A 17,013-nucleotide genomic window follows, 5' to 3' on the forward strand; every position below is an offset into this window, starting at 1 on the left:
TGGCTCAGCGGTGCAGGAATGCCAGCACGTCATCGATGAAGCGCTGCCTGTGAGTGGCAAAGAGCCCGTGTGGAGCGCCCTCATATTCGATGAGTGTCGACTGGCTGATGCCGGCGGCAGCCGCGCGACCTGCGGCATCGATCGGCACCGTCTTGTCGTCCGTGCCATGGATGATCAGGGTCGGCACGTTGAAGGCGGCAAGATCCGGACGGAAGTCGGTGGTCGCGAAGGCCTTGGCGCAGGCAAGCGTCGGCTTGAGCCCCGCCATCATCGCCTGGCGGACGGACCAGTCGAGCACCTCGGAGCTGACCGCCTTGTCGAACATGCCGACGCCATAGAAGTCCTTGAAGAAGCTGGCAAAGAAGTGCGCGCGGTCCTCGACCATGCCCTCCGTCATCTCGTCAAATGTCGATTCCGGCGTGCCGTTCGGATTGTCCTCGGTCTGCAGCATATAGGGCACGACAGAGGACACCAGGACGGCCGAGCGTAGGTTGGCGCCACCGTGGCGGGACATGTAGCGCGCCACCTCACCGCCTCCCATGGAAAAGCCGAGAATTGTCGCGTCATTGGCTCCGGTCGAGGCGATGACGTCAGCCAGATCGTCGGCCATCGTATCGTAGTCATAGCCGTTGAACGGCTGTTCCGAGCGGCCAAAGCCACGGCGATCATAGGCTATGGCGCGCATTCCCGCATCGGCGATGGCCATCGACAGATCATCGAAGGTGTCAGCGGTCAGCGGCCAGCCATGCAGGAGGATGACAGGGCGGCCCTGCCCCCAGTCCTTGGCATAGAGTTCGACACCGTCACGGGTCTTGATGCGGGGCATGGTCACGTCCTTTTCTGTTTCTAGACAGGACGAACGGCTGCTACCTGCAGCAGGTTCCTAACGAATGTCGCGGGCTTCCAGAAACAGAGAACCCGCGTATGGCCATTCAGTAGGTCAGAAGCGTTCCGGAACCGGTGACGTTGGCGCAGCGGCAGCGGCCGCCGACGCGACCGGGTTTTGCCGGGCAAGACACCTGCCCACCGCCACCGACGCTGCCGGACTGATCGACGACACAGACATACCGCTGCGGGCGGACGCCTTGCGTCTGACGCGGGGTCTTCTGGCTTTCGATGATGACGCCATTGGCATCATTGATCAGCACATAGGGAGCGTGGCCGCTTGCCAGCGTTTCGGCCGATGATGGGGAGACGATGAACAGCAGGCTGAGTGCGACACAGAACAAACGCAACATGAAAACCTCGATAGGACGGCTCGATTTCGACGGACCGCGATCAGATGGGACGCGCAGCTAAAACCGAACGCCCTAGATGGCCCAGAGTTGCCGAGAGTAGCGGCAAAGACTGAACACAGGCTGAACCAAGTCTTGCCTGAAACGGAAAACGGCGCCACGCGGGCGCCGTTCCAGGGTTAGGCAAGTGCGCCTGATCAGGCGGCGCGACGGTGGCCGGACGATGTGCCGGAGGCGCGCTCGTCGATACGGAACTGGTTGAGCAGAGCCGTGAGCGCTGCCGCTTCCTGGGCGAGGCCGTGGCTGGCCGCCGTCTGTTCCTCGACCATGGCGGCGTTCTGCTGCGTGCCCTGGTCCATCGTGTTGACGGCCGTGTTGATCTCCTGCAGGCCGGTCGACTGTTCGCGCGAGGCGGTGACGATGGCGTTGACGTGGCCGTTGATCTCCTGGACCTCGCGGACGATGACGTCGAGCGCCTTGCCCGTTTCGTTGACGAGTTCGACGCCGTGCTTGACCTGGGTCCCGGAGGCGCTGATCAGGGTCTTGATCTCCTTCGCAGCGTTCGCAGACCGCTGTGCGAGTTCACGGACTTCCTGGGCGACGACGGCGAAACCCTTACCGGCTTCACCGGCACGTGCGGCTTCGACACCGGCGTTCAAGGCGAGCAGGTTGGTCTGGAAGGCGATTTCGTCGATCACACCGATGATGTTGGAGATCTCGCCGGAAGACTTTTCGATGCCCTGCATCGCATCGACGGCCTTTTCGACGATTTCGCCTGACTTTTCGGCACCGGCACGGGCACGGGTGACCAGCTGGCCGACTTCCTCGGCGCGGCGGGCGCTGTCCTTGACGGTGGTGGTGATCTCTTCAAGGGCTGCAGCCGTCTCTTCGACCGAGGCTGCCTGCTGCTCGGTGCGGCGGGCGAGATTGTCGGCAGAGGAGCGGATTTCGGCAGCACCGCCATCGATAGCGCGGGCATTGCGGCCGACGGTGGCGAGCGCATCATGCAGCTTTTCGACGGAGGCATTGAAGTCGACGCGCAGGCGGTCGAGGTCGCCGGCAAAGGGCGTTTCGATGCGCGAGACGAGGTCGCCATCTGCCAGACGGCCGAGGCCGTCAGCCAGCGAGTGGACCGCGAACGAGACCTGCTCTGCTTCGCGCGTCCTTGCGGCTTCGCGCTCGCGGCGCTCCTGTTCGGTCATGGTGCGGGTTTCATCCGCTTCGCGGGCAAGGCGACCGCGCTCGATGATGTTGTCGCGGAAGACGGCAACGGCAGCGGCCATCTGGCCAATCTCGTCCTTGCGCGCTGTCCCGGGGATTTCTGCGGAGACGTCGCCACCGGCGAGCTTGCCCATGACGCCGGTCATCTGGACCACCGGACGAACGACGAGGCCCGACAGGAGGGCTGCGAGAATGCCGATCATCGCGACAACGCCGACGAGGGTGGCGACGGCTGCGGCCGTGCGGAATTCGCCGATCGCCGCAAAGGCGAGATCGCGATCGATCTGGACACCGAGATACCAGTCTTCGCGCGGCAGGCCCTTGATGGGCAGGAAGGAGACGAGGACATTGGCGTCGGCGAAGGTGGTTTCCGTGATGCCGGCGCCAACTGCGGGTGTCTGGTTCGGGAAGGCATCCTTTAGCGTCTTGGTGACGAGGTTGCCGTCACGATGGACGAGGATCGTGCCGTCCTGCTTGACGAGGAAAGCGGAGCCCTTGCCGCCCATGTCAACCGAGTTGACCATGTCGACGAGCGAGGTCAGCGAGAAGTCGGAGGCCGCGACGCCGTAGAGCTTGCCGTCCTTCTTGACGGGAATGGCAGCGCTGATGATCAGGTTGCCGGTCGAAGCGTCGGCATAGGGGTCTGTCAGGACCATCTTGTCCGCCTTGACGGCGTCCTGGTACCACGGGCGCTTGCGCGGATCGTAGCCTTCCGGCAGCGGCTGGTTCGGCACGCTGGTGAAGACGCCCTGCTCGTCGCCGACATAAGTCGACATGAATTCGCGGATCAGGACCGGATTGTCGAAGGCGGCGATGATGGCGGCCGCATCGGGCGCCTTGGCTGCGGCGTTGCCGGCAAGCTCGGTCAGCATCACACGGGCGCCCAGCCAGTTCGCGATACTCTGAGAGGCCTGGAGACCGGAGCTATCGATCTCGCTCTTGACGGCGGCGCTTGTCGCGTTGCGCTGCAGACTGTCAATGTAAAAAGAGAAACCGGAGAGAGCGGCAACCACCACGAGGGAGGCGACCACCAGGATCTTGGTCATCAGGTTGGAACTGGTCTTCACGATACGGTCCTGCAAAAACTCTTCGCGCCACTTCGGCGGGAGGGGTCACGGGGCATTGTGTGATCACGGCACCATCATGGTGCAGGAACGGTCGATTTGCCGCTCCTTCACAGATACCCCGCAGGATTTAACGGGTGTTTAAGCGAAACCGGAAAAATAAGTAGGCCTCACTTACGGCCGACTGTTTTATCCGCGGCCCTTCATGAAGGCTTCGAAGGCAGAGCGCGCTTCGGCGCTTTTCAGCTGGGCGACGAAATGTACGAGTTCTTCCTGCATGCGGGTTCGCACCTCGTCGGCGCTGCCCTTCACCAGAGCGCGGGCGATCTTCATCGCGGCAGGCGGCTTGGACGCGAGCGAGGAGGCGATCTTCAGGGTCTCAGTCTCGACCTGATCCGGCGCGACGACCTTCCAGATGAGGCCTGCCTCGCGGGCCTGTTCAGCGGAGAAGCCTTCGCTGGCGGCGAGCATGGCAAAGGCGCGCTGGTGGCCCATGATGCGCGGGGCAATCAGGCTGGAGGCGGCTTCGGGCACGAGCGCCAAGTCCACGAAGGGCGTCTTGAACAGGCTGCGGTCGGAGGCCACCGTCAGGTCGCAATGCATGTGCAGCGTCGTGCCGATGCCGATTGCGAGACCGTCGACGCCGGAGACCAGAGGTTTCGTGACTTCGGTCAGCGCGCGCAGGAGGCCGAAGGCAGCGGGTTCGCCGACAGCGCCAGCCATGGCGAAGCCCAGGAAATCGGCCATGTCGTTGCCGGCGGAGAAGCAGCCCTCAGTGCCGAGGAAGACGATGGCGCGGATCGTGTCGTCCTGCTCGCCCTCCAGCAGACCTGCGGTCAGCTTCTGGTACATGGCTTGCGTGATCGCGTTCTTCTTGTCCGGGCGATTGAAGCGCAGGACGAGGACGCCGGGATGGGCTTCTGGGCGGGTGATCTGGATGTGGTCGGTCATCTCGGCTTCCTCGGGTGGTCCCCACCCTCCCCTTGAGGGGGAGGGTCGGAGCGCAGCTCCGGGGTGGGGTGAACAACGACATATGCTGGTTTTGGCAGGGTCACCCCCACCCGCCGCTTTGCGGCGACCTCCCCCCTCAAGGGGGAGGTGGGAGATCAGGCAAACAGCGCGCGTGCCGCTTCCAGGCTCGCGGCACCATTGACCACACGATCCTTCAGCGCCGCCGTCTCGGCGATCAGGTTCTCGGCGGCGAAGCGGCAGAGCGCCAGGCGGTTGTCGCGGCCATGGTCCTCGTCGGCAAGGGCGCCCTTGGCGAGGTAGACGCCGGTCAAAGCGAGGCCGAAAAGGCGCTGGTAGGGTGTGGCACCTGCCAGTGCTGCGGACGCGTTGCCTGCGGCCAGCTGCGAGAGCAGCCATTCGGTGGTGTCTTCGAGATCGACAAGGCTCGCGTCAAGGCGGGCGGCGGTGTCGCCGAAGCCTTCGAGATTGGAGGCGCGCACCGCGTTCACCACCTGCTTGAGCTCGGTGATGTAACCGCGGACATGGTTGCCGTTGGAAAGCGGCAGCTTGCGGGTGACGAGGTCTGCGGCCTGGATGCCGTTGGTGCCTTCGTAGATCGGGGCGATGCGGCTGTCGCGCCAGTAGCGGGCAGCGCCCGTTTCCTCGATGAAGCCCATGCCGCCATGGGTCTGGATGCCGAGCGAGGCGACATCGACGCCGGCGTCGGTGGCGAAGGACTTGGCGATCGGGGTCAAGAGGGCCGCGCGCTCGGCCCAATGGCGGGCCTCGTCGCCGTCGGCGTGATGGCTCATGTCGGTCGCGTGGGCGCAGACATAGCAGATGGCGCGCGAGCCTTGGGTCAGCGCCTTCATGGTCACCAGCATGCGGGCGACATCCGGATGCTCTATGATCGGCGACATGCCGGAGCCGGTCCAGCCGGGAGCCTTCCCTTGGGTGCGGTCCTTGGCATATTGTACGGCCTTCTGGGTCGCGGCTTCGCAGATCGCGACGCCCTGCATGCCGACGGCCAGACGGGCATTGTTCATCATGGTGAACATGCAGGCGAGGCCCTTATTCTCCTCGCCGATCAGCCAGCCGATCGCGCCGGCTTCATCGCCATACTTGCCGTCGCCATAGATCATGGTGCAGGTCGGCGAGCCGTGGATGCCGAGCTTGTGCTCCAGCGAATGGCAGTGGAGATCGTTGCGGGCGCCGATCGAGCCGTCGTCGTTCACAAGATACTTGGGCACGAGGAAAAGCGAGATTCCGCGGGTGCCGGCCGGCGCATCGGGAAGACGCGCGAGAACGAGATGGATGATGTTCTCGGTGATCTCGTGTTCGCCCCAGGTGATGTAGATCTTCTGGCCGAAGATGCGGTAGGTGCCGTCATCGCGGCGCTCGGCGCGGGACTTCATGACGCCGAGATCCGAGCCGGCATGGGGCTCGGTGAGGTTCATGGTGCCGGTCCATTCGCCGGAGACCATCTTGGGCAGATACTTCGCCTTCAACTCGTCGGAGCCGTGGGCGGTCACGGCATCGACGGCGCCCATCGTGAGCGTCGGTCCGAGGGCAAAGCCCATGGAGCCGGAATTCCACATTTCGAGCGCGGCGACATTGAGCATATGGGGAAGCCCCTGCCCGCCGAAGTCTTCCGACGCTGTCAGAGAATTCCAGCCGCCTTCGGCCCAGGCGCGGTAGAGATTGTCCCAGCCATCGGGAACGAAGACCTTGCCGTCGACCATGCGGGCGCCCTGCTTGTCGCCGATTTCGGCAAGCGGAGCGACTTCATCACTGGCGAAACGGCCGGCTTCGGAGAGGATGGCATCAACGAGATCGTCACTCAGCTCGCCTAGCTTGCCGTCTTCGATGGCCTTGGTCAGGCCCGCGACATGCTTCAGGGTAAACGCGATCTCTTCAACGGGCGCCTTGTACATGACGTGCTCCTCCAACTGGCGTATGGTCCAAAGCCACGCCCAGTCTCCACCCAGGAAGCGCGGCACATTCTTCCCTTTGGCTAATTGATTTTTACGTAAACGTCAAATCTTTTGGATGCGGCAGGAGGTCTCGTCCACCATCGAAATGGGGGCACCAGAAGTTCGCGGGCGAAGCCTCAAACAAAGATGCGTGAAAGCCGGGCAGCGACGGAAGCGCGGATCGACGGCACCTCCCCGGAAAGACAAACAGCGACAAGGACTTGAAGATGAGAGGATCGCTGCCATCCTCGGGTCTCCTCAATGAGCAATTTGCGATGCACTGGCTTGCCCGGATTTCGTCACATGACTGTTACCCGCGATGGCTAGTCCGAGGTGAACTTCAACCCATAGGAGGCTCAGCGATGACCGAGACCAACACCAATCACCTGTCCTGGGACGAGTGGGACGAGCTGCACAACCCGCCGCCGGCCGTGACCGATTTCGACCGCGTCGTCGAACGCGCGATCTCGCGTCGTGGATTCCTCGGCGTGCTGGCCATGGGCTCGGCTGCCGTTGCCATGGGCTCGGTCGGCAACCTGATGAGCTCGACCTCAGCCGTCGCGCAGGAAGCCGCTTCGCGCTTCCCGTTCAAGCCGATCGCCGCCCAGACGGACGCGACCGTGCATGTGCCTGAAGGCTATAGCTGGAAGCCGCTTGCCAAGTGGGGCCAGCCGCTGTTTTCGACCGCCTCCGACATCGATCCGATGAAGGGTGTTTCGCTTGCGAATTCGGACAAGGTCTTCGGTGAAAACACCGACGGCATGGAAGCCTTTGCGATCGGCAATCATCAGGTGATCGCGGTCAACCACGAATACGTCAACAACGAAACCAACCTGCCGCACGCGCCGGAAGGCATGCCGCAGTCGATGGACGACGTGAAGATCCTGCAGAACATGCAGGGCGTTACCGTCATGGAAGTGACCGAAGGCGCCGACGGCTGGCAGATCGTTGTCGACAGCCCGTTCAACCGTCGCATCCATCACAACACGCCGATGAAGCTCTCGGGTCCGGCTGCCGGCTCCGAACTGGTCAAGACGGCTGCCGATCCCAATGGTGTCGACTGTCTCGGGACCTTCAACAACTGCGGCGCCGGCAAGACGCCGTGGGGCACCTACCTCACCTGCGAAGAAAACTTCAACGGCTATTTCGGCTCGACCGTCGCCGACTTCGCGATGCCCGACGACTTTAAGCGCTACGGCATCGCAGCCGAGACCCGCTACGGCTACGAGAAGTTCGACGAGCGCTTCGACGTTTCGAAGAACCCGAACGAGCCACGCCGCGCCGGTTACGTCGTCGAGATCGATCCGTCGGATGCATCTTCGACCCCGATCAAGCGCACTGCACTCGGCCGCATCAAGCATGAGAACGCCGCTGTGGTCGTGGCCCGTGACGGTCGCGTTGTCGTCTATATGGGCGATGACGAGCGCGGCGAGTTCCTCTACAAGTATGTCTCAAACGGCATCTACGTGCCGGGCGGCGACACGTCCAAGCTGCTCGACGAGGGCATGCTTTACGTCGCCAAGTTCTCCGACGAAGGCACCGGCGAATGGCTGGCACTGACGGAAGAGACGACCGGCATGAAGATGGACGAGATCTGCGTCTTCACCCGCCAGGCCGCGTCCAAGGTCGGCGCCACCACCATGGACCGTCCCGAATGGGTCGCGGTCAACCCGGTCGCCATCGAAGCCTATTGCGCGCTTACCAACAATTCGAACCGTGCCGTCCTGAAAGACGGCAAGATGCGGACGAATGCCGGTGGCGACGTGATGGAGATCAATGCCGTCAACCCGCGCGAAGGCAACGAGTTTGGCCAGATCGTGCGCTGGTATCCTGAGAATGACGACCATGCCGATGGCAAGTTCAAGTGGGACCTGTTCGTCATGGCCGGCAATCCCGATGTGCACAAGGACAGCCCTTATGCGGGTTCGTCCAACATCAATTCTGGCAACATGTTCAACTCGCCTGACGGCATGATGTTCGATTCGACCGGCCTGCTCTGGATCCAGACGGACGGCGAAGATTCGAACGAAGGCGATTTCGTCGGCCAGGGCAACAACCAGATGCTCGCGGGCGATCCGGCAACGGGCCGCATCGAGCGCTTCCTGACCGGCCCGAAGGGCGGCGAAGTAACCGGCATGACCTGGTCTTCCGACAAGCGCACCATGTTCGTCGGCATCCAGCACCCCTCCGCCCCCTTCCCGGATGGCGAAGGCAAGCTGCCGCGCTCGACGATTGTTGCCATCAAGCATGACGACAATGCGCTGATCGGCTGATCTCGGGATTGGCGGCAGGGCGGATAACCGCCCTGCCCTTCCAGCATACGAAGAGGCCGCCGACCGGGGATACCGGCGGCGGCCTTTCTCATTGCAAAAGATCGTCAGATCAGGCGGCTAGGCGCTGCGCGTTGCGCGGGATCTCGACGTCGATCTCGAGGATCGAGACGTCTTCGTCGCGGTCCATCTTGATCTGCACCTTGTCACGATCGAATTCGACATGCTTGGCGATCACGGCGAGGATTTCCTCACGCAAGATAGCCACCAGATCGCTTTCCAGCGACGCCCGTTCATGGGCGAGCAGGACCTGCAGTCGCTCGCGCGCCATCGGGGCGGAACGCTGCTTGCGGAACAGGGAGAAAATGCTCATGCGGCCCTCCGCGCGAAGATCTTGTCGAGGAGGCCACGCTTCTCGCCAGGGATGGTGATCGGAACGGTCTCGCCGGCCAGACGACGGGCAGCGTCGAAATATGCGAGCGCAGGCGCGCTGCGGGCGTCGGCCAGCGTCACCGGAGCGCCGATGTTGGAGGCGCGCAGCACGTCCATGCTTTCCGGGATGATGCCGAGCAGCGGGATCGACAGGATCTCGAGCACGTCATCGACCTTCAACATGTCGCCGCGCTGGGCGCGAACGGCGTCGTAGCGGGTGAGCAGGAGATGCTTTTCCATGCGCTCGCCGCGCTCGGCCTTGAGCGTCTTGGAATCGAGCAGACCGATAATGCGGTCCGAATCGCGGACCGAGGAGACTTCCGGATTGGTGACGACGACGGCCATATCGGCATGGCGCATCGCAAGCGTCGCACCGCGTTCGATGCCGGCCGGGCTGTCGCAGATGATCCAGTCGAAATACTTCTTCAGTTCGTTGATGACCTGCTCGACGCCTTCGGCGGTCAGGTTGTCCTTGTCGCGGGTCTGCGAGGCGGGCAGCAGGAAGAGCGTTTCCAGGCGCTTGTCGCGGATCAGCGCCTGCGGCAGCTTGGCATCGCCCTGGATCACGTTGACCAGATCGTAGACGACGCGGCGCTCGGCGCCCATCACCAGATCGAGATTGCGAAGACCGACATCGAAATCGACGACGACGACTTTTTCATTGCGCTGTGCCAGCGCTGCACCGAGAGCGGCCGTCGAGGTGGTCTTGCCGACCCCGCCCTTGCCGGATGTCACGACTATAACCTTGCCCATGTGGTTCTCCTGTCTGTCCCCGCTCAAGTTCACGTCATTCTCTCTGTCATGATTGCATCCCCCTCCAGCCAAAGCTGAACTGGATGCCCTTTCAATTCTGGATCCATGTCGTCGGTCATCGCGTAGACGCCGTCGATTGCAACCAGCTCGGATTCGAACTTACGACAGAAGATCCTTGCGTCGGCATTGCCAACGCATCCGGCGAGTGCTCTGCCGCGCAGCGCGCCGTAGATATGGACGGAGCCACCGGCGATCACTTCGGCGCCAGACTGGACCGAACCGATGACCGTGACGTCACCCTGGGTGTAGATGACCGACTGACCGGAGCGGATGGTTTCGCGCACGATCATCGACGGGGCCGAAACCGGGCTCTGCTGCACCACCACTTGCGGCGGTGCCTGCTCTGCCGGCTGCTTCTCCGCCTTGCCCTTGGGCTTGGCGTCCGAGGCTTCAGGCGCTTCTTCGCGCGGCACCTCGTAGTCGGCGGCGGGCTTGCCACCCTTCAGCTGCGGCGGCATGCCCGGCTCGACCAGCGACGGGCGACCACCCTCGATGCCCATGATCGAGACGTTGCGCGCTGCGAGTTCGGCGATCAGCGCCTTCAGCTGCGGACGGTCGATCTCGATCTCGGACACGTCGAGAACGACGGGGCGACCGAGAAAGAAACCGGCCGAGCGAGCCGCGAGATCGTCGAGCCGGACGAGCCAGTCGTCGAACGGCGGATCCGGCGTCAGAACGACGGCCAGGAAGGATCTACCCTTGATGCGGATGGAGCGGGGTTCGGTTAGCACTTTGGTCATCTACGTAAACAAATCGTTGATGAAAGGAGTAGCGCCGATTTGGTTAACAAATGGTTAACGCGGTGATTTTGCCGTTAGGAAACAGGCGGATCGGGCTTACGAAAAAACCGCCCGCGGCACGGGGCCGGGGCGGTTCGATGTTAACCCTTTCCGGCCTCTCGAGGAAGCCGGATCAGTCAGCACGGTCGATCAATAGTAAGGCGACAGGCACTGCTGGCGTGGGCCGTTATACGGCTGGAAGGTGTTCGAGTAGCTGTCGTATGAGCGATAGCGAGCCTGGCACCAGTCGTAGTGGCTCGGGTTGAGGCCTGCTGCGCGCGGAGCGACGGGCGCCGGACGCGGCTGGGCAATCGCACCGCCGATGATGGCGCCGGCTGCGAAGGCTGCGAGCGGATACCAGTAGCCGTTATGGTAACGGTAGCCCGCGCGGCGCTCGCTGTAACCGCGGTGGCCATTCCAGTAGCGAGCGCGCTCGTAGCGGTCGATGCGGCGATCGATACGGCGCTCTATGCGACGGTCGAAACGGCGCTCGTAGCGGTCCCGATACTGAACGGTTGTGGCATCGGTGGTCGCTGCGATCGGAGCCACCGGGCGGATGACCTGAGCCTGGGCCGGGACCATGCCGGTGATGGCGAGGATCGACGCGAGCGCTGCTATGGCCGTCGTCTTCAATGCAGTCTTCATGGTGTTTCTCCCTGCATGTTTTCAGGGTCGTCCGGGGCGGGCGAAACCCGTCCCTCGACCTATGAAAATCAACTTATTGGAGCCAGCCTGAACTCAAAATTAACATGTCGTTCATGACCCGCGCTTCGCGCGCCAAGGCTTTGAGGCCACTTGCGCGCGCAAGTGACCGTCAACGGAGAAAGCCAGGTTTTGTTCCTTAGAGCCTCAATAATAGGGCGAGTAGCACTGCTGGCGCGGGCCGTGATACGGCTGGAAGGTGTTGCTGCGCCAGTGGTAGGACCGGTAGCGTTCGGCGCACCAGCTGTGGTGACGCGGATTGATGCCGCCGGCGTAATTCACCACATGGCGGCGCGGGATGGGGCGATCGACGATGACGCCTGACCGCATGGAGCGCGGCGAGATCCAGAGGCCGTTGTGATAGACATAGCCCGGGCGGTGCAGCCGATAGCCGTGCGCGCGATGGCCCTGGTGGCGCGACACGACGGTGACGCGTTGATAGTGCCGGTAGCTGGTATGGCTTTCATAGATGCGGACTTCGATACCGCCGGCATGCGCCTCAGGACCCGACACCATGACACCGGCAACGGCGAGGCATGCGGCAGCGAGAGCAGAAACAAGCTTCATGCGTGATCCCCCTTGACCCGGAGCCACCCATCGCCCGCGCCGACCCTCATGGCCGACGCCTGGCCGGACCGCGACAGCGGTCGGGCAGCCTCCACCAGAAGATGCTAAACGGCCAGAGAAGCGGCTGCAAGTGGCAGGTGCGCCGTCGCGCCATCATGCAAAAGGAAGAGGGCGAAACCGCTGCGGTTCCGCCCTCTTTTCACACGCAATTGATCTGAGATCGTCGGCTCAGACTTCGATCTCGATATCGCCCTTGGGCCGCGAACAGCAGGCGAGGATGTAGCCCTCGTCGATCTCGTCGTCGAGGATGCCGCCATTGTGGTCCATCTCGACCTCGCCTGACAGTTTCATGACCTTGCAGGTGCCGCAGAGACCGGATTCACATGCCGCCCCGATGCGGACGCCCGCCGCACGGGCCGCCTGCAGAACCGTGTGGCCCGGCGCGCAAAGACCGTCCTTGCCGGACATGGCAAAGGTGACCTTGGTCGGCTGTTCGCCATCGGCATAGATGACCACTTCCGGCAGTTCCGGCTTGACCGGCTGGAAGGCCTCCTCGTGATACTGCTTCATATCGAAGCCGGCACCTTCGAGCGCTTCGCGCACGGTCGCCATGAAGGGCGCCGGGCCACAGCAGAAGACGGTACGCTCGAGGAAGTCGGGTGCCAGAAGCGCAATCTTCGCCTTGTCGATGCGGCCCTTCAGGCCCGACCAGAGCTGGCCGCGCGAGACCTGCTCGACGATGAAGCCAAGCGTCAGATGCGGCATCTCGCGGGCCTTGGCCTCAAGCTCCCAGCGGAAGATGATATCGTCAGGCGAGCGGGCACAGTTCAAAAAGGTTATGTCGCTGTCGGGGGCCCGGTCGCTCATGTCGCGGGTCATCGACACCATCGGCGTGATGCCGGAGCCGGCCGAGATGAAGAGATACTTCTTGCCGGGATACTTGGCATAGGAGAAGTCGCCGAGCGGACCGAAGGCCTTCAGCGCCATGCCGGGCTTCAGGTTGTCGAACATCCAGCGCGTGCCGATACTGTCCTTCTGCGCCTTGACCGTTACCGCGACCGTGTAGGGCCGCGAGGGGCTGGAGGAGAGCGTGTAGGTGCGCATCACCGGCTCAGGCCCGACCGGGACCTCCAGCGTCACGAACTGGCCTGGCATGTAGCGGAACCACAGGTTCGGCTTGTTCGGCTTGAAGGTGAAAGTCATCACGTCGGCGGCTTCCGGCGTGACGGCGACGCATTCGAGGAGATGCTCCCGGTCGGACCAGGGGCGCATTTCGTCGACATGGCGATACTGGGTGACGGCGATGTTCATGGTCAAGCCACCGCAGACAGGCGGGCCTTGTCGCCCTGAAGGCGGCCCGTCATGAAGTTGGAATACCATTCGACAAACTGCATGACGCCACCTTCGTGATCGACGGAATAGGGACCGGGCTCATAGGCCGGCGAGCGGATGCCGAAGGCGTTTTCCTCGACGATTGAGCGATCCTGATCGTTGGTCATGTTCCAGACATGGGTCAGCTCTTCGAGGTCGTAATCGACGCCTTCGACCGCATCCTTGTTCACCAGCCAGGTGGTGGTGACGGCCGTCTCTTCGGCCGAGAGCGGCAGAACGCGGAAGGAGATCGCGTGATCGCCGAGAATGTGGTTCCAGGTCGTCGGGTAGTGGAAGAGCAGCATGGTGCCGATATGGCTGATCGGCACATCGGCGGAGAGCGGCTTCTTCACCGCGCGCTTGCCGGACATGGTGTAGCTCTCGGCATCCTGGATCAGCGGCATGCGGGCGGTACGGAACTGGCCAGTCGGGTCCATGTTGAAGGTGGACGGCAGGCCTGCGGCCTCGCAGCGCGCCCAGTGCTCGGAGATGAACGGGTCATCGCCGGCACCCTGAACGCCGGTTGCGGTCGGGGCTTCCGGATAGGTGCGGCAGAGTTCGGGATGGTTGCTGGCGCAGTGGTAGCACTCGCGGTTGTTTTCCCAGACGAGCTTCCAGTTGCCCTTCTCGATGATCGTGTTCTTGTGGGCTACTTTGGCTTCCCAGAGGCGATGCGGCGCAAGATACGGCTCGATGGAAGCGCGCATCGGGGCGAAGTCGGGGGCCTCATTGGCGAGGCAGACGAAGATGTAGCCGCCAACGCTTTCGCAATGGACGGTCTTCAGGCCGAACTCGGCCTTGTCGAAGTTCTCGCCCATCTGGCGGGCAAAGACGAGCGAACCGTCAAGGTCGTAGGTCCAGTTATGATAGGGGCAGACGAGCTTGGCAGCGGCACCCTTGTCCTTGGTGCAGACGCGGTGGCCGCGATGGCGACAGGTGTTGTGGAAGGCGCGGATGGCCTGATCCTTGCCGCGCACGATGACGACAGGGTAATCGCCGATCTGGGCTGTGAAGTAGTTGCCGGCGCGCGGGATCTCGCAGTCATGGCCGATGAACAGCCAGTCGCGATACCAGATCATCTCCATGTCGAGTTTGAAGTAATCCTGATCGATATAGAATGGCTGCTCGAGCGAGAAGCCTTCGCGGCGGTTCTTCAGCTGGCGCAGCACGTTGGCCTGCAGGTCCATGTCGTCCTCGTTTTCAAAACTCGGGGGAGAAAAGAGCACAGCCTGCCATCGCCCTGGGAAGGCGGTTTGCATGGCTATCTCCGGTCGCCCTCCGCAACCTCAAATGTCCATCTGCCGAGGCTGGTTTCCGGGCTCAGGAGTGGTCCATTTGCGGACCGCGTCGGCGCCTTCCCAGGGTCACCCCCAGTGGCCTTTTGCCAAAACGCATTCTCCACCACCGTTGCGGGGGCAGCGCCGGATTTCGACCGGCTTCCCGATTTCCCGCCCTCCCTAGAGTGACAGCACCTCGAGCTCACAATTATCTAATCACAGGGCGCAGGCCGACGCTGCATTGCGGAACGACACGCCCGAAATCGTTTGCGACATGGCGACAGAATGCCCGTGAAAACAGAGGGAGACGAATTCTCCTGCAATTTCCGTGGCGTAGAGTAGAAGCAAAGAAATTCCCGAAGACGGGATGGCGCAAACGCGCGATCAGGGGGCGGCTTTCAAGATTTGCAGTGCGGCAAGCCTCGCGAAACCTCGCTCATGTAGAATACCATCAAATCATGATTAACCATGCTGCGCTAAGCTCAAGCAATCAGTCCGGGTACGTCAGAGCGTCAAGATGCAGAAACTGAGATACTACGCGGCTCCCAAAGCGGAAACGAAAACGCCGCCATCCTCAAAGGCAGTCCATACCGAGTTCCTCAGAACCGGTCGGATCTCGCGTAGCCGCGAGGACTGGCTGCCGGACGAGCGACGCTATCTTTCCTACGAGGAGGTGGCGGCACGGACGGGTCGGCGGCTTGAGCGGGCGGCAGAGACAACTCACGAGCGGATTAACGGCTTCCATCGCTCGATCAAGTTTCCCAAGGTCATCTTCCACCGTACGCTGAACAACAGCCCGCATCTCGGCTACTGTCATGTGACGGCGGCGCGCACGAATTTCGCGCAATATGCCGATGTAAAATGGGCCTTCTACATCGCCAATTTCTTTGCCGAGCTTGGCGGTCAAGAGGTGTTCTTCGAGCAGATCAAGCAGAATTACGGACGGATGTATTTCGCCGTGGCGATCAAGCCTGAGGCGGAGGCCAAGTCGATGGCTATCGACCGTTCGTTCCGCAACAATGGCCTGCTGTTCCAGACGGTGGATCCGAAAGAGGCGCTGCGGAACGTGCTGATGCTCGGCGCACGAGACGCCGAGCTCAGGAAGATCATCGCAAAGCTTTGAGCGTGGAGTTCGACGCTCAGGCGCCGAAACCGCCGACCGGCTTCTTCTTGTAGAGCAGCCAATCCTTTGACACATAGTCGCTTGCGCCGTAGATCGTCACGGTGTCGCCGCCGGCTGCCTTCGAGGTGGCGAGCGCCTTTTCAGCGAAGTTGGTGAAGTCGAATGCGTTCGGGGCCTGCTCGGAGAAGCAGATGCCGAAGGACATGCCGAGCTGGCCCATGCGGGCACCGGTCGACGAGCCGACGAAATTGGTGGCCTTGAGCTTGGCGCGAACGAGATCGACGACGCGGCTGATCTCTTCCTGATCCGACGTGTAGAGCAGCAGGCCGAAGCGGCCGGCATCGAAGCGGCAGGCGAGATCGCCACCGCCGGACACGGCTTCCAGCACCTTGGCGACCTGCATCAGGAAGCGCTCGGCAACAGCCGGGCCCATCTGCTCCTGGATGCGGGCGTAATCGTCGATCTCGCCGATCGCGACGCCGCAGAGCACCGGCATTTCCGGGTTTGCATAGATCTTGGCGACGGCCTTGTTGAAGGCGCGGCGGCTGGCAAGGCGGGTGACCGGATCCACGAACTTCGCGGCTTCGGCCTCTTCCGCCTCACGCTGCAGGTCGGCGAGCGATGCCGTCTTGTCGACGACGGCGCGCACGACATTGCTGTTCTGGTGGGCGCGCTTTTCGGTCGCCGCCTTCAGCATCTTGATCGACTGGCCAAGCGGCGTGCCTTCGAGATCGGCTTCCGTCAGGATGGTCTTGGAGGCATGGCCGATGACGCGGCCGTAATCGGTGAGCGAGATCTTCTCCTCGTTGAGGAGCGAGATAAAGTTGCTCATCTCGGCGCGAACCTGGCCATTCTGGCGGCTCAGAAGCCCGTCTTCGTGGTGATGCGGCAGATATTTGCGGCCGAGTTCGTCGAGCGCTTCCTGGGACTTGATCTTGCCGAGGGCGATGAATTCGCGCACGAGTTCCGGATTGCTGCCCGAATAGGCCTCGTAGACCAGTTCGTAATTGCGCGGCAGACCGTCTATGCCCATCTGATGCATGGCGGTCGCGACGCGTAGCGCAATGCTTGCGGCCGGATTCTTGACTTGCTGCATCTGTCCACTTCCCCGAATGACGCTTTTCAGTCTCTTGGCTAAACCATAGGCGAACAACTCTTTCTTTCGGTTACGTCGGTAGTTAAAATTCGAACGGTTTACGCACCCCCTTAAAAAAATAGGGTGGAATCTGGGGTTG

General features: G+C 62.5%; 15 protein-coding genes and 1 riboswitch. Of the genes, 2 read left to right on the forward strand and 13 right to left on the reverse strand.

Translation table 11 applies throughout. The features are described from left to right. Positions 1 to 4: 4 nt before the first annotated feature. The 5 genes from AC02Y0_RS13680 to AC02Y0_RS13700 all read right to left on the reverse strand — a co-directional run bounded on the left by AC02Y0_RS13680 (position 5) and on the right by AC02Y0_RS13700 (position 6,405). Positions 5 to 826, reverse strand: coding sequence for an alpha/beta fold hydrolase (locus AC02Y0_RS13680; RefSeq protein ID WP_476379448.1), 822 nt, complete (start codon positions 824 to 826; stop codon positions 5 to 7). A 106-nt stretch (positions 827 to 932) separates the two neighbouring features. Beyond that, positions 933 to 1,238 carry a hypothetical protein gene (locus AC02Y0_RS13685; RefSeq protein ID WP_476379449.1) on the reverse strand — a complete coding sequence of 102 codons (306 nt, stop codon included), beginning with the start codon at positions 1,236 to 1,238 and terminating at the stop codon, positions 933 to 935. A 194-nt stretch (positions 1,239 to 1,432) separates the two neighbouring features. Further along, entirely contained in the window at positions 1,433 to 3,523 is a 2,091-nt protein-coding gene (gene mcpU / locus AC02Y0_RS13690; protein WP_476379450.1) for a methyl-accepting chemotaxis protein McpU, read from the reverse strand. A gap of 186 nt (positions 3,524 to 3,709) precedes the next feature. After that, positions 3,710 to 4,471 (reverse strand): crotonase/enoyl-CoA hydratase family protein, encoded by a 762-nt coding sequence (locus AC02Y0_RS13695; RefSeq protein WP_476379451.1) that lies wholly within the window; start codon positions 4,469 to 4,471, stop codon positions 3,710 to 3,712. 155 nt (positions 4,472 to 4,626) lie between these two features. Further along, positions 4,627 to 6,405 (reverse strand): acyl-CoA dehydrogenase, encoded by a 1,779-nt coding sequence (locus AC02Y0_RS13700; RefSeq protein ID WP_476379452.1) that lies wholly within the window; start codon positions 6,403 to 6,405, stop codon positions 4,627 to 4,629. Between the two features lie 401 nt (positions 6,406 to 6,806). Between AC02Y0_RS13700 and AC02Y0_RS13705 the strand changes: the two genes are divergently transcribed. Next, the gene (locus AC02Y0_RS13705) at positions 6,807 to 8,717 is read left to right on the forward strand and encodes a PhoX family protein (protein ID WP_476379453.1); all 1,911 of its coding nucleotides are present in this window, start codon (positions 6,807 to 6,809) and stop codon (positions 8,715 to 8,717) included. Positions 8,718 to 8,826: 109 nt separating this feature from the next. On the opposite strand, the gene minE is transcribed toward AC02Y0_RS13705, so the two are convergent. The 7 genes from minE to AC02Y0_RS13740 form a co-directional block, all read right to left on the reverse strand. Continuing rightward, positions 8,827 to 9,087, reverse strand: coding sequence for a cell division topological specificity factor MinE (gene minE / locus AC02Y0_RS13710; RefSeq protein ID WP_006726700.1), 261 nt, complete (start codon positions 9,085 to 9,087; stop codon positions 8,827 to 8,829). Then, complete coding sequence (gene minD / locus AC02Y0_RS13715; RefSeq protein WP_102019455.1) at positions 9,084 to 9,899, reverse strand: septum site-determining protein MinD; 816 nt, start codon at positions 9,897 to 9,899, stop codon at positions 9,084 to 9,086. Before minD ends, minE begins: the two co-directional genes overlap by 4 nt. Positions 9,900 to 9,928: 29 nt before the next feature. Continuing rightward, positions 9,929 to 10,699: a septum site-determining protein MinC gene (gene minC / locus AC02Y0_RS13720; RefSeq protein WP_476379454.1), complete on the reverse strand. Its 771-nt coding sequence runs from the start codon at positions 10,697 to 10,699 to the stop codon at positions 9,929 to 9,931. Positions 10,700 to 10,888: 189 nt separating this feature from the next. After that, the gene (locus AC02Y0_RS13725; RefSeq protein WP_476379455.1) at positions 10,889 to 11,383 is read right to left on the reverse strand and encodes a BA14K family protein; all 495 of its coding nucleotides are present in this window, start codon (positions 11,381 to 11,383) and stop codon (positions 10,889 to 10,891) included. Between the two features lie 204 nt (positions 11,384 to 11,587). Continuing rightward, entirely contained in the window at positions 11,588 to 12,007 is a 420-nt protein-coding gene (locus AC02Y0_RS13730) for a BA14K family protein (protein WP_476379456.1), read from the reverse strand. A 228-nt stretch (positions 12,008 to 12,235) separates the two neighbouring features. Further along, entirely contained in the window at positions 12,236 to 13,318 is a 1,083-nt protein-coding gene (locus AC02Y0_RS13735) for an FAD-binding oxidoreductase (RefSeq protein WP_476379457.1), read from the reverse strand. Between the two features lie 2 nt (positions 13,319 to 13,320). Beyond that, positions 13,321 to 14,565 (reverse strand): aromatic ring-hydroxylating oxygenase subunit alpha, encoded by a 1,245-nt coding sequence (locus AC02Y0_RS13740; protein ID WP_476384034.1) that lies wholly within the window; start codon positions 14,563 to 14,565, stop codon positions 13,321 to 13,323. 101 nt (positions 14,566 to 14,666) lie between these two features. Continuing rightward, positions 14,667 to 14,869, reverse strand: a riboswitch (cobalamin riboswitch). A gap of 303 nt (positions 14,870 to 15,172) precedes the next feature. Between AC02Y0_RS13740 and AC02Y0_RS13745 the strand changes: the two genes are divergently transcribed. After that, positions 15,173 to 15,778: a DUF6656 family protein gene (locus AC02Y0_RS13745; protein ID WP_102019449.1), complete on the forward strand. Its 606-nt coding sequence runs from the start codon at positions 15,173 to 15,175 to the stop codon at positions 15,776 to 15,778. A 16-nt stretch (positions 15,779 to 15,794) separates the two neighbouring features. On the opposite strand, the gene AC02Y0_RS13750 is transcribed toward AC02Y0_RS13745, so the two are convergent. After that, positions 15,795 to 16,874, reverse strand: coding sequence for a GGDEF domain-containing protein (locus AC02Y0_RS13750; protein ID WP_102019448.1), 1,080 nt, complete (start codon positions 16,872 to 16,874; stop codon positions 15,795 to 15,797). Between the last annotated feature and the right edge of the window lie 139 nt (positions 16,875 to 17,013).

Source organism: Allorhizobium sp. nf9_anc (genome assembly GCF_056323085.1).